This is a genomic window from Butyrivibrio sp. LC3010 (assembly GCF_000424385.1).
In the GTDB taxonomy this organism is placed as follows: domain Bacteria; phylum Bacillota; class Clostridia; order Lachnospirales; family Lachnospiraceae; genus Butyrivibrio.
On record NZ_AUJU01000024.1, the window covers coordinates 62,690 to 75,269 of the forward strand.

The 12,580-nt window shown below is 38.2% G+C and carries 13 protein-coding genes; 8 read left to right on the forward strand and 5 right to left on the reverse strand.

Features of this window, described 5'->3' with window-relative positions; translation table 11 throughout:
* Window position 1 precedes the first annotated feature (1 nt).
* From G622_RS26930 to G622_RS0114980, 4 genes are all read right to left on the reverse strand, one after another.
* Window positions 2-778: an ABC transporter permease gene (locus tag G622_RS26930; RefSeq protein WP_026511377.1), complete on the reverse strand. Its 777-nt coding sequence runs from the start codon at window positions 776-778 to the stop codon at window positions 2-4.
* Entirely contained in the window at window positions 775-1,605 is an 831-nt protein-coding gene (locus G622_RS0114970) for an ABC transporter permease (RefSeq protein WP_026511378.1), read from the reverse strand. Before G622_RS0114970 ends, G622_RS26930 begins: the two co-directional genes overlap by 4 nt.
* Complete coding sequence (locus tag G622_RS0114975) at window positions 1,592-2,665, reverse strand: ABC transporter ATP-binding protein (RefSeq protein WP_026511379.1); 1,074 nt, start codon at window positions 2,663-2,665, stop codon at window positions 1,592-1,594. The genes G622_RS0114970 and G622_RS0114975 overlap by 14 nt, the downstream gene beginning before the upstream one ends.
* Window positions 2,666-2,768: 103 nt before the next feature.
* Window positions 2,769-3,818 carry an ATP-binding protein gene (locus G622_RS0114980; protein WP_026511380.1) on the reverse strand — a complete coding sequence of 350 codons (1,050 nt, stop codon included), beginning with the start codon at window positions 3,816-3,818 and terminating at the stop codon, window positions 2,769-2,771.
* A gap of 212 nt (window positions 3,819-4,030) precedes the next feature.
* Here G622_RS0114980 and G622_RS0114985 point away from each other — a divergent pair, with 212 nt between their 5' ends.
* The 5 genes from G622_RS0114985 (at window position 4,031) to G622_RS0114995 (ending at window position 6,485) form a co-directional block, all read left to right on the forward strand.
* Window positions 4,031-4,576: a prolyl-tRNA synthetase associated domain-containing protein gene (locus tag G622_RS0114985; RefSeq protein ID WP_026511381.1), complete on the forward strand. Its 546-nt coding sequence runs from the start codon at window positions 4,031-4,033 to the stop codon at window positions 4,574-4,576.
* 96 nt (window positions 4,577-4,672) lie between these two features.
* Entirely contained in the window at window positions 4,673-4,804 is a 132-nt protein-coding gene (locus G622_RS26710) for a hypothetical protein (RefSeq protein ID WP_256374524.1), read from the forward strand.
* Between the two features lie 17 nt (window positions 4,805-4,821).
* Window positions 4,822-5,625 carry a Cof-type HAD-IIB family hydrolase gene (locus G622_RS0114990; RefSeq protein WP_026511382.1) on the forward strand — a complete coding sequence of 268 codons (804 nt, stop codon included), beginning with the start codon at window positions 4,822-4,824 and terminating at the stop codon, window positions 5,623-5,625.
* Between the two features lie 100 nt (window positions 5,626-5,725).
* The gene (locus tag G622_RS27170) at window positions 5,726-5,872 is read left to right on the forward strand and encodes a LacI family DNA-binding transcriptional regulator (RefSeq protein ID WP_081675349.1); all 147 of its coding nucleotides are present in this window, start codon (window positions 5,726-5,728) and stop codon (window positions 5,870-5,872) included.
* 52 nt (window positions 5,873-5,924) lie between these two features.
* Window positions 5,925-6,485 carry a GNAT family N-acetyltransferase gene (locus tag G622_RS0114995; protein WP_026511383.1) on the forward strand — a complete coding sequence of 187 codons (561 nt, stop codon included), beginning with the start codon at window positions 5,925-5,927 and terminating at the stop codon, window positions 6,483-6,485.
* 40 nt (window positions 6,486-6,525) lie between these two features.
* Here G622_RS0114995 and G622_RS0115000 read toward each other — a convergent pair whose 3' ends face one another.
* Complete coding sequence (locus G622_RS0115000; protein ID WP_026511384.1) at window positions 6,526-7,308, reverse strand: formate/nitrite transporter family protein; 783 nt, start codon at window positions 7,306-7,308, stop codon at window positions 6,526-6,528.
* Between the two features lie 407 nt (window positions 7,309-7,715).
* Here G622_RS0115000 and G622_RS0115005 point away from each other — a divergent pair, with 407 nt between their 5' ends.
* From G622_RS0115005 to G622_RS0115015, 3 genes are read left to right on the forward strand one after another with little or no spacing between them, the layout of a single operon-like run.
* Window positions 7,716-11,003, forward strand: a complete 3,288-nt coding sequence (locus G622_RS0115005) for a leucine-rich repeat protein (protein ID WP_026511385.1) — start codon at window positions 7,716-7,718, stop codon at window positions 11,001-11,003.
* Between the two features lie 7 nt (window positions 11,004-11,010).
* The gene (locus G622_RS0115010; protein WP_026511386.1) at window positions 11,011-12,261 is read left to right on the forward strand and encodes a glycerate kinase type-2 family protein; all 1,251 of its coding nucleotides are present in this window, start codon (window positions 11,011-11,013) and stop codon (window positions 12,259-12,261) included.
* The gene (locus G622_RS0115015; protein WP_026511387.1) at window positions 12,258-12,578 is read left to right on the forward strand and encodes a hypothetical protein; all 321 of its coding nucleotides are present in this window, start codon (window positions 12,258-12,260) and stop codon (window positions 12,576-12,578) included. The genes G622_RS0115010 and G622_RS0115015 overlap by 4 nt, the downstream gene beginning before the upstream one ends.
* Window positions 12,579-12,580: the final 2 nt, after the last annotated feature.

Sequence of the window (12,580 nt, forward strand, 5' to 3'; positions counted from 1 at the left end):
ATCATTTCTCCCTGGCAATATTATTCTGAGCTCTGTCAATCACAAGAAGAAGAACAAGCACAACTACAAATATTATAGCAGATAATGCGTATATTTCCGGCTGGATACCTCTTTTAACCTCGTTATATATTAGAGTTGATACGGTCTCGAATCCGGAACCTTTGGTAAAGTATGTGATGATAAAGTCATCGATTGACATGGTAAATGCCATAAGTGCACCGGATATTATGCCGGGAACAAGATCTGGAAATATTGTCTTAAAAAAGCCATAAACAGGTGTGGCTCCAAGATCCAGAGCTGCTTCATATACATAAAAATTTAAATTCTTTATCCTTGGCAGAACACTTAACATGACAAAAGGAATATCAAAGGTTATATGTGCCAACAGGATAGTAGAGAACCCTGAGCTTAAGTGAAGAAATCTGAACAGAAGCATCAGGGAAATACCTGTTACAATATCCGCATTGATCATCGGAATATTGGTCACTGCAGTTATTGCAGATCTGAATTTCGAACTTAACCCAATCATTGCAATACAGGTGGCCGTACCAATAATTGTTGAAAGAATCGTTGCCAGCACTGCGATTGAAAGGGTATTAACAAGGGCACTGGCTATCGCTTCATCGGAAAAAAGCTCTATATACCAATTAAGAGTAAAACTTCCCCATTTTGCCCTTGACTTACTGGAGTTGAAGGACAGCACAATGAGTGCAATAATTGGCGCATACATGAATACCAAAAGGAGAGCAAGATAAACTCTTTCAAGAATTTTCTTCATGCCAGTGTACCTCCTTCAGTATCAGTGATGTTCTCAACTATCATATTCAGAATTATAAAGATCATGAGAACTATTGAAAGTCCACTTCCCAAATGCCAGTCATAGAGCTGGGTAAACTGCTGCTCTATAATATTTCCGATAAGAAGTATCTTGGATCCGCCAAGCATTGACGAGATTGCAAAGGTCGTAAGGGCGGGAATAAATACCATTGTAATTCCGCTGATGATTCCAGGAAGTGACAATGGGAATATTATGCGCAAAAAGGTCTGGAAGGTTCCTGCCCCTAAGTCTCTTGCAGCATTTATTACATTATCATCAATCCTGCTAAGTGCATTATAGATAGGCAATATCATAAATGGCAGGAAGTTATAGACCATACCAAGCACAATGGCTGATGGTGTATTGATAATGTTAATAGTAGGCAGATGCAAAAAAGTCAGTACTGCATTAATAACACCTTTTCCCTCAAGAAGAGTCATCCAGGTAAGCGTTCTTAGAAGGAAATTCATCCACATTGGTAAGATAAAAAGTGTTACAAGATAAGTGTTTCTTGTGAGCTTCATGGACGTTAGTATCATACCAAGCGGATATGCCAAAACAAGGCAGATAGCAGTGCTTATGAGTGCAAGGTTAACAGATTTTATCAACGCTTTAAAATATCCGTATTCTGCTATCGTTGCTACGTTCTCAAATGTAAAGCCACCCTGATCATCTGTAAGTCCATAATAGAAAACCATTGCCAGGGGCACCAGAATAAATATCACTGCCCAGGCAAGATAGGGGGATGCAATTAGAGGAGCAGTTTTTGAGTTTTTAAACAGTTTCACTTATGGCCTCCTCATCCTCAGACTCAGGAACATTCATGATCTGAATATTATAAGGATCTACCTTTATACCAACCTGTGTTCCGACTTCCGAAAGCTTTGTGGAATGTACAAGCCACTCAAAGCCACCTGCTTCCACATCCATCTCGTAGTGTACACCCTTAAAGGTGAGACCGGTTACAACGCCGCTAATCGTACCTTCGGAGGGAGCTACAAGCTCAACGTCCTCAGGACGAATTACTACATCTACAGGCTTATTTTCACCAAAGCCCTTATCAACACAGGCAAATTTTGAGCCAAGAATCTCTACAAGCTCATCCCTGATCATAGTAGAGCGGATAATATTGCTGTCACCGATAAAGTCAGCTACAAAGGCATTCTCCGGTTCATTATAGATGGTCTCAGGTGAGCCTTCCTGCTGTATATATCCCTGATTCATAACCACAATGTGGTCAGACATGGTAAGTGCCTCTTCCTGATCATGCGTTACATAAATGAAAGTGATTCCAAGCTCTTCCTTAAGCCTTTTCAGCTCGTACTGCATATCCTGACGCATTTTAAGGTCAAGAGCGCCAAGAGGCTCATCCAGCAAAAGAACTTTAGGCTCATTTACAATAGCCCTTGCTATGGCAATTCTTTGCTGCTGTCCGCCTGAGAGTGAGTCAGGCTTACGCTTTTCATACCCCTCAAGGTTAACCAGCTTAAGAGCATATTTTATTTTATCTTTAATATAGCTCTCGGGCTTATTTTTTATCCTTAGACCAAAGGCTATATTTTCTTCTATGTTCATATGAGTAAAAAGAGCATACTTCTGGAATACAGTATTGAGCTGTCGCTTATTTGGAGCAAGATTAGTGATATCCTTTCCATCAAAGATTACCCGGCCCTGTTCAGGTTTTTCAAAACCGCCTATTATCCTTAAGGTGGTGGTTTTTCCACAACCGGAAGGTCCAAGAAGAGTTACAAAAGAATTTTCATAAATATGAAGGTTCAGGTCATCCAAAATCACCTGTCCGTCATAAGATTTTGTAATATGTTCAAGAGTTATAAGGTCCTTCCCCATTTTTGTCTTCTCCCGTTAATAAAATAAATACAATTAAATTTATTATACACAGTTTATAAAAATATAATAGAAGTCTAAAACTCTCATCCTGGAATTAGTATAATCATTGCCAAATATCTCTATTAGCAATATATTCTCTAAATCGAGGGAGCTTTAGTACTATTTTCCCGCGTATACTACCATCTATTACGCCTTTTTCGATAAGGCGCTTTCTTGGTTCACTCCAATCACTATGACTTTTCTTTGTGATTTCAAGTAACTCAGCTGCATCCATAGCATCTTTCTCAGCTATAAATCGCACATACCACTGGTCTTTAGGGGTAAGCTCACTCCAGATCTTGTCATATACCTTTTGAGCTAAAACATCGTCAACTTTTGCAAGTACTAAAGGAGTGATTGTCTTACATTTTTCATCCCACATATATTTGCCAAATGCCTGATAAGCAAATGCATATCCTTTTGTTAAAACTGCAAGTTCATACGCAACATCATCTGACAGACCAAGTGTCTGTTTATAGTCTTCCTTAATAACTCCTATATTAAGTGGAGTCATCTCATATTTGGTTGCGCGCAAAAAGAAAGTCAGCCCGTCTGTATTCTCAATACTTTCAATATCTTCATAAAGGCCTGCTATTATCAGAAATATAGGAAGATTTCGCCTTATAAGTATTTGGAATTCCTGTATAAAATCCACTAAAGCATCGGTTTTTCTGGCTTCATCTATTACAACTAAAATACGTTTGTTCCTTTTTTCCAGCTCCGCCAATATTTTCTCCAGAGCTACATCTAAACTCGCTACCGGACTTTTTTTTGAAAGGCTTATACCTATACCAAAAGCAGTAAGATTTAAGTTCACATCTATAAAGTCTGTAATAAAAGGTACATCCGTGTAGAGTTTAGCGATAAGATCATTTGTAATATCTGCTCCGGGTTTTAAGTCGACGATAATCCAATCCTTTTCTTCAGCCAGAGCCTTCTCTATTGCTGTAAGCGTGACTGTCTTACCGGTTCCTCTGATACCGGTAATTTTAAATGCCTGCTCATCAACTACATCACTATTAAATGTTGTTGTAATCTCATCAATTATTACGTCCCTGCTGATATATTGAGTAGGAATACGACCAAAACTGATTGCATAAGGATTTTTGTTCATCAAAAACACTCCATGTATAAAACACTATAATTAATAATGTTGACTATAATATCATATAATACACTATAATTTTTCTATACCGCTATAATACAATATAAAATTATATAATTCAATGTGTTTAGATATATAAGAAGAGAGTGTAAAATATAGTTTGTTAATTATAATTTCGGATATAGCAAAACCAGCGTTTATGGAGGAAATAAGAATCAGTTATGGAAATATTTAATGGAAGACCTCAGCAAACTGAAGGTCGCTTGGATAGAGAAATAAGAGTTTATGAGTGTCTGGATCAGCTTGGGATAGATTTTAAGAGAGTTGATCATGAACCTGCTACAACTATGGAAGCCTGTGAGAAAATTGATAAAGCACTTGGAACGCTCATGTGCAAGAATCTGTTTCTTTGTAACAGGCAAAAGACAAAGTTTTATCTTTTGCTCATGCCCGGGGACAAGAAGTTCAAGACAAAAGAGCTTTCAAGTCAGATAGGTTCTGCCAGATTGTCTTTTGCAGATGCTGAGGATATGCTCAAATATCTTGATATAGAGCCCGGTGCTGTTAGCGTTATGGGACTTATGAATGACAAGGATAATGAGGTTCAGCTTCTGATAGATGAGGATGTAAAAGCGGGTGAGTTTATTGGCTGTCATCCATGTGTCTGCACATCCAGCATGAAGATAGAGACATCAGATATACTTAATAAATTCCTGCCGGTTACAGGACATGAGCCACAGATAGTACATCTTGTGGGAGAAGATTGATAGATATAATTTGTTTCCATAAAACCTTTTATTCCGGTAGCACCTGGAATATTTATGATCCCTTAGACTATCTGCTGCATACTGGTAATATTTCGGATGACTTTTGATAATTTGGGCTGGACAGGACCCAGATATGATGATTACACTAGTGTATGTCAGTGGTATCAGAACGAACCGGCTGGAGCCGGATATAGCTTACCATCAGATGGTGAGATGATAATGAAATAAGAATTCGGAGATATATAATGGACTACAAGGCTATCTTTTTTGATATTGACGGAACACTTCTTGATAGTGAACATAAAATGCTACCAAGTACAAAACAAGTGATAGACTCATTGCAAAAAAATAATATAAAGTTTGCGATAGTAACTGCAAGGGGGCCATTTGGGGTGAGACCGTTATTCAAAAAATATGGCTTTGTATGTCCCATGATATGCTACAGTGGAGCACTAATCATTGATGAATACAACAATATTTTAAAGTCAGAAGGAATGTCAGCAGAAGTTACCACTAAAGTTATTTCTTATATAGAATCTTGTAGAATTAATTGCACATGGAATATCTATGCTGAAGAAATGTGGATAGTTAACCATATAAATGACAGACGAATCAGAACTGAGGAAGAGATCATAGATGCTAAATCTGCAGAAGGTAGTGTAAGTATTCTTGAAAAAAGTGTTCCTGTGGGAAAAATCTGGTGCATGTTTGACAGTAATAATCTTGATGAAATAATATGTGGAATAAAACAAAGATTCTCTGATTTAAGCATATGCAGGGTAGACGCTACATCAATTGAAATCATGGCTAATGGAGTCACAAAGGGGAGTGGAGTTCGTTACCTTTGCGATAAATGGAGAATTACGACAGATAAGACAATAGCATTTGGTGATCATTATAATGATGAGCAAATGCTAAGGACGGTGGGACTTCCTTTTATCATGGGGAATGCTCCTGCTGATTTAAAGGAGAGGTTTTTGAATATTACAAAAAGTAATGATGATGATGGAATATATTATGGATTAAGAACGATAGGATTAGATTTCTGAGATTATTCAGGAATCTTTTTTATCATATAGCTCCCGTTGGATTTTATATTAGTGATAAAAAAATGTATAATAAAATAAAAGATCAATTTTTGGTGAGTATATGGCAAGTATAAAAGATGTAGCAAAATTGGCGCATGTGGGACCGGCAACAGTGTTACGTGTACTGAATAATTCAGGTTATGTATCTGAAGATCATCCACACTTGACCATGCTACCTGTATCATTAAAAGAAGGTGGGTCTGTGTAGAAGCAAAGCCAAAAGAAGTAACGCGAAGAAATTTTGTGCAGTTGGGATTGAAATGAATCTTATAAAATTAGATATAGAACAAATTAAAAAGGTCTATAACGAAAGAATGGTGTATGACTTCCCACCAGATGAACTAAGGCCCTTAGTGAGGATCATTGTACCACTTCAACAGGGACAATATGAATGCCTTGGACTTAATGATGGTGAGAGAATAATAGGTTACGCATTCCTTGTTCAAAAGAACAATGATTATCTTTTGGACTATTTTGCAATTTACCCGGAGTATAGAAATAAAGGGATTGGCGGGGAAATGTTGCACCTTGTAAAGGAATATCTTGGCTGTGCTGATAATATCATTTTGGAAGTCGAAGATCCTGATGCATCCACGAATGATGAGGATAAAACTGTGTGTCAGCGGAGGCTATCTTTTTATATAAGAAACGGCTTCTATAACACGGGAGTAAAAATGCTTTGTTTTGGTGTACCTTATCTGATTCTATCCTGTGGGAACCAAAGAAAACAAACGGAGGAAATAGAAGAACTCTATTTTTCATTTTACAGAACAGTTTTGCCCAAAAAAATGTTTGAGAAGAATATACAAAAATGTGACTAAAAAAACAGCCTGTTGCGACAGACTGTTTTTCTTTTGATGATTATTTTTTTAAGTAGATAGTGTAGTACATAGCGCCAACGCAGACAGATCCGCCAATTATATTTCCGATTGTTACCGGAATAAGATTTGTTACAAAGAATCCATACAGGCTAAGTCCATCTGCAGGAAGGTTGTAGATAGCTGATGTCAGTATTCCGGCGGGGATGAAGTACATGTTAGCAACACAGTGTTCAAAGCCACAGATAATAAATAGCATTACAGGAAGCCACAGAGCAAGGATTTTTCCTGCAATTTCGTCAGCTGAGAACGAACACCATACTGCAAGGCAAACAAGTATGTTACAGAGAATTCCTCTAAGCAGACCATCGCTAAAAGTAATATTTGCCTTGGTAACAGCAGTTGCAATAACTGACTCTGCAAGAGCATTATTGGCAAATGAGTAAATGTGAGAGGTGGAAGCTAAAAGTGCAATAAGAAATCCGCCTACCATATTTCCAAAGTAAACAAGTACCCAGTTCCTGAGCATGCCTGAAAGTCTAGCTTTTCCGGACAAAACAGGAATAATGATGAGACAGTTACCGGTGAACAGCTCAGCGCCACCAACAAGAACCATGAAAAGTCCTATTGGGAAAACAACACTGCTGATCATGCGTGCACTGGATGGATCAGCTGCGCTGCAGCTTGCTATCTGGCTTCCGAGACCGCCAAGAGCAATAAAAACTCCTGCAAGAATTCCTAAAAGAAATGTCTTAAAAGCTGAGAACTCCGTTTTTCCCTTTCCTATAGATTCATATTTAGCTGCAATTTCAACGGGTGAGTTCATGTTATTAACCTTCTCATTTGTATTATTTGTCATATCATTTGATACCGAAAACAGGGTGTATTCCTGCTTGATATTATTTTATCATATGACCGCATTTACGATTTTATACAAAATATGTAATATTATCAATTCCTTTCTTGGTTTGTAAAAAGCCAAATTTGCATTGCATGCAACATAGTGAACCTTAAACCTATAAATTTGTCAGCCAAACAGCTTTCCTGCAGTTGTTGCATTCTCTAACAACGTAAAGAAGGGAACAGCAAGACTTACTCTTACAGGTAACATATATGGGAGAGACGAGGTAGTCATTAATTGAAAATAGATAGCTGAAGTAAGAGAAACAAAACATGAACAGTAGTGTTATACTGTAAAAAGAGTTTTCTTAGGAGGTTAATAAGGAGGGTTTTATGAAAAGAGAAGTTATTATTGGGGGAGCAGTTTCCATGCTCTTTTCCATGGCAGTTATTACGGGAGTGCTGCCTATTCCAAAAGGAGAGCCTGTTATACAGGTGTATGCTGATTATTATGATGGAACGGTTACAGTTGATGGAACAAAATACCGGATTTTATCAAAAGAGACAATGACAGCTGAGATTGTGCGTTTCGATGCAGATAAAATACCTCAGACAGGGGATTTAGTGTGTCCTGAAAAGGTTAATATTGAAGATGAAAACTATGCAATCACTTCAGTTGGTGCAGGTGCTTTTAGCGGATTGAAGATTAAGGGAATAACTCTTCAGGATGGTTTAAAAACTATAGGATCCGGGGCTTTTGCAAACTGTAGTGAATTAGAAGAAGTTGTTATTCCGGATTCGGTTACCAATATTGATAGTTGTGCGTTTACTTCCTGTAAAGCACTTACTAAAGTCACTTTGCCGAAGGAATTAGGTTATATAAGCAATGGATTATTTTCAGACTGTTCATCGCTTTCATCAATACAGATTCCTGAATCTGTAAAAAGAATTGATGGTGGTGCATTTTCGAATTGTACAAGCTTGAAAAGCATTAAATTTCGAAAAGGAGTGGAGTTTAATTGGAATATCATTACAGGCTGTTCTGCATTAGAGTATGCAGAATTATATGTTGGAGACTATTTTCAATATGCACCCTTTTTTAATGGATGTACTTCACTTAAAGATGTAACAATCCATGGTACTGGTAAAACTACTTTGGATTATGTTTATAACAGGACGCCTCTGGTATCTCTTACTATCGATGGAATTCAAAAAATTGGAAGAGGGTGCTTTGCAGGGTGTGCTACCCTTGAAACTGTTAAAATAACTGACAATAGTCTTACCACATTAGAAGAAGCTGCTTTCAATGGATGTAGTAGTCTGAAAAAGATTGATTTTCCTGCCAGCCTTACAACATTACCTGATACGGCATTCGCGGGATGCGAAAGTCTTGAACCTATTGATTTGACGCATTTTACAGAGATAGGAAACGCAGTTTTTAGCGGATGCTGGATAGATGGAAATCCCACTGATGGAACTCCTGTGGATATTACTTTCTCTAAAAATATAAAGAAAATTGGCTCAGGAGTTTTTGGCGGAAGCAAACTGGGGACAGTTAATATAGAATCAAATGCGCTTAATAGTATGACACCCGGAACATTCTATAATGCAAAAATAAAGCATCTTAAGATTATAGGGGATGGAATTAGTTCTGTAATTCCGGATTATGCTTTTGAAAGTGTAGAATCTCTTGATGAAGTTGAGATTACAGATGTAGTGACGATAGGAAAGTTTGCATTTTTCAGTGAAGAGAAAAAACCTGTTGAAGACCCGGATCCTTCGACCAGTGGAAGCGGAGATTTTATAATATTTAATCCTTCTGTATATTATGGCTGTTGTAGCATTGAGAAACTTGTCCTTTCAGGTAATATTTCCGAAATAGACGAGTCGGCATTTGAGGGACCAAAAAAGCTCAACGAGGTGATTGTTCCAAAGAGTGTCAGAAAAGTGGGAAAAGATGCATTTAAGGATTGCTCTCCGGCAATTTATTACTATGCAGAAAATAAATATACAAATACTGATAGCTGGGGTGGATCTGAAGGAGCATTAAAAGCTTTTGTCAAAGTGAATACTGAAAACGAAAATGGAACCATTAAGGTGAGCGGAACATCAAGTGCTGCTATTGCCGGGAATAATTATTATCTGAGTGGAGATACAGTTACTATTTCTGCCGATCCTGATAAGGGTTATATATTAGATTACCTTACAGTCACTGATGATGATGGTAATGAAGTGGATGTGAAAAATAATTCCTTCGTAATGCCTAACCTGGATGTAAAAGTATCAGCAGCATACAAACGGGAACTTTCCGATAACATGATTTTGGATATCGCACCACAGACATACAATAATGGCAGGGAGATAACTCCTGAAGTTATCGTAAAGGATGGTGAGATAACTTTAAAGAAGGATGAAGACTATACAGTTTCATATACCGATAATATAGATGCAGGAACCGGAAAAGTTATTATCACCGCAAAGGGAAACTATAGTGGCTCTGTTACAAAGAGTTTCGATATTAATACAGTCGATCCTATGGTAACAGCACCTACTGCAATAACAGAACTAAAGGCAAATGGTCAGCCACTGACACTTGTTAATCCGGGTACTGTTATAGGTGGAACAATTATTTATTCTCTGGATAAAGAAAACTGGAGCGAGGCAGTTCCAAGCGCTGCTGAAGCTGGAGAATATAAAGTTTGGTATAAGGTTTTGAGCGATAAAAATCATAATGGTACTGAGCCCTCTTATGTTGAGGTGTCTATTTCAACAGAGGAGACAGCCTCTGAAAATACTGAGCCTGAATCCGGCTCAGAGGAACCAGCGACTGGAACAGGAGAAATCGAAAGCCAGAACAATGAGCCTGAGTCAGGAACAGAAGAATCCGGAAATCAAAACAATACTCCTTCATCAGAGGCAGAAATACCTTCGGCAGATTCAGGTGAAGCAGTAAACCGGAATGAGAATATATCCGCTGAAAATGGTGAAGCATCAGCTGGAAGGAATGAAACAGTTGCACCTAACACCGAGGCTTCATCTGAAAGAGAGGTAACTTCACAAAGTCATGAAGAGGTAACAAGAATTGAAGAAGCTACACCTGCTGCAAATGGAACTGTTTTAAAGGATACAAATTCGAATGCAGAATATATAGTAACCTCATCTGCTATTGAAGATGCTTCAGTAGAATATAAGGCTAACATTTTAGCAGATTCAAAGAACATAGCAATTCCTCAGACAGTTGATATTGATGGAACTACTTACAAAGTTACTTCTATCGCAGATAATGCTTTTAAAGACAATAAGACGGTAAAAACAGTTACCATGAGTGACAGCATAGAAGAGATAGGCGACAATGCATTTGATGGATGTACAGCTCTTAAGTCTGTAAAGGTTGGATCAAATGTAACGAAGATAGGCGATAAGGCTTTTTCTGATTGCTCAAAACTTAAAAAAGTTGTACTTCCTCAAAATCTTACAACTCTTGGAGATAAAGTTTTCAAGGGCAGTAGTGTGAAAAAAGTAGAGATTAAGTCCAAGAAGCTCAATAAATCAGGACTTTCAAAGAATACGTTTAAAGGATTAAGATCTGATGCAACCGTGAAAGTTCCTAAAAGCAAGAAAAAAGCTTATTCTAAGTTATTTGTCAAGAAAGGGCTTTCAAAGAATACTAAAGTGAAGTAATGATATCATGATTGAGCGATTACATAAGGATGCAGAATTCATAATAAAAAATTCGATAAAGGCTGTTTTGCCTGATTCAGCTGTTAAAAAGGCACTCAGTAATTTTACACATACAAATGGAAAAGTAGTTCTTATTGCAGCGGGAAAAGCCGCATGGCAGATGGCAGCTGCCGCTGTCGAGGTATTGAATCATGTAGACAGAGGCATTGTCATTACAAAGTATGGGCATATAAAAGGGGAAATTTCCGGAATAGAGTGTTATGAAGCAGGACACCCTGTTCCTGATGAAAATAGCTTTAATGCCACAAAGAGAGCTCTCGGTATGGTCAGTGATCTTTCGGAAAAAGACACAGTAATTTTCCTGTTATCAGGGGGAGGCAGTGCATTATTTGAGCTTCCGCTTATACCCGGGGACGAGCTTCAGAATATCACAAAGCAGCTTCTTTCATCCGGGGCGGACATTTCTTCTATAAATACAATAAGAAAGCGACTTAGTCACGTAAAAGGTGGGAGGTTTGCGCTGGCCTGTGCTCCCGCAAAGGTATTCAGTGTAGTGCTAAGCGATATAATAGGCGATCCGCTGGATATGATAGCGAGTGGTCCTACATATCCTGATAATTCTACATGCGATGAGGCAAAGGCTATAGTTCAAAAATATGGACTTACTCTGTCTGATACCACCTTAAAACTACTGGAAGTTGAAACCCCAAAAGAAATAAAAAATGTGGACACATACATTACAGGGTCCGTTCGTGAATTATGCAAGGCTGCAGCGGACAACTGCCGTGAGTTAGGCTACGAGACTTTAATACTTACAGATGAACTATGCTGCGAAGCAAAAGAAGCGGGAAGATTTCTTGCAAGCATCGCAAGGACTAATGCAAAGACTGGGAAAAAGCTGGCGTTCATTGCAGGAGGGGAGACTGTGGTGCACCTTACAGGCTCAGGAAAAGGTGGACGAAACCAGGAACTTGCCCTTGCTTCTGCAGAGGGAATCGGGAATTTGGAGTCATGTATAGCTATCTTTTCAGTTGGGAGCGATGGTACGGATGGTCCTACTGATGCTGCCGGGGGTTACGCGGATACAGATACTATGAAGGAACTGTCCGATAAAGGAATAAATATCCATGATGTTCTTTCAAACAATGATGCATATAACGCTCTTAAGGAGACCGAAGGGCTTATAATTACAGGACCGACCGGGACAAATGTGAATGATGTGGCAGTAGTTCTTATTGGGGTAACTGAAGTGCAATGAAAAGAGTATATGAAACTATGATGACCGTAGGCTTATCACTGATAGCTGTTTTGCGGATGGCAGGATGCAGTATAGGTGCGCCAAGCGAGAAACAGGTAGCCCGTGATATGGAAAAGAAGTATGGCGAAAAGTTTGAATTTGTCGATCAGGACTCTGAACTTTCTCAATATAAATATAGAACGGATAGTATGACTGCTAATGAGAAAATAGCAGTATCATATCGTGAGAAAAATCTTCAGGATGAATATGCGTCATACCTATTACAGGATGATGTAGCAGATTATAAATGCACGATTCTTAATCATTGGTGTATTTGATA

What these genes read in the sequence shown, in the direction of transcription:
- G622_RS26710 (WP_256374524.1), top strand. Translation starts at nt 4,673, where the DNA reads ATGACTTTTGATAATTTGGGCTGGACAGGACCCAGATATGATGATTAC.
- G622_RS27170 (WP_081675349.1), top strand. Translation starts at nt 5,726, where the DNA reads ATGGCAAGTATAAAAGATGTAGCAAAATTGGCGCATGTGGGACCGGCA.
- G622_RS0115015 (WP_026511387.1), top strand. Translation starts at nt 12,258, where the DNA reads ATGAAAAGAGTATATGAAACTATGATGACCGTAGGCTTATCACTGATA.
- G622_RS0114980 (WP_026511380.1), bottom strand. Translation starts at nt 3,818, where the DNA reads ATGAACAAAAATCCTTATGCAATCAGTTTTGGTCGTATTCCTACTCAA.
- G622_RS0115005 (WP_026511385.1), top strand. Translation starts at nt 7,716, where the DNA reads ATGAAAAGAGAAGTTATTATTGGGGGAGCAGTTTCCATGCTCTTTTCC.
- G622_RS0114985 (WP_026511381.1), top strand. Translation starts at nt 4,031, where the DNA reads ATGGAAATATTTAATGGAAGACCTCAGCAAACTGAAGGTCGCTTGGAT.
- G622_RS0115000 (WP_026511384.1), bottom strand. Translation starts at nt 7,308, where the DNA reads ATGAACTCACCCGTTGAAATTGCAGCTAAATATGAATCTATAGGAAAG.
- G622_RS0114975 (WP_026511379.1), bottom strand. Translation starts at nt 2,665, where the DNA reads ATGGGGAAGGACCTTATAACTCTTGAACATATTACAAAATCTTATGAC.
- G622_RS0114990 (WP_026511382.1), top strand. Translation starts at nt 4,822, where the DNA reads ATGGACTACAAGGCTATCTTTTTTGATATTGACGGAACACTTCTTGAT.
- G622_RS26930 (WP_026511377.1), bottom strand. Translation starts at nt 778, where the DNA reads ATGAAGAAAATTCTTGAAAGAGTTTATCTTGCTCTCCTTTTGGTATTC.
- G622_RS0114995 (WP_026511383.1), top strand. Translation starts at nt 5,925, where the DNA reads ATGAATCTTATAAAATTAGATATAGAACAAATTAAAAAGGTCTATAAC.
- G622_RS0115010 (WP_026511386.1), top strand. Translation starts at nt 11,011, where the DNA reads ATGATTGAGCGATTACATAAGGATGCAGAATTCATAATAAAAAATTCG.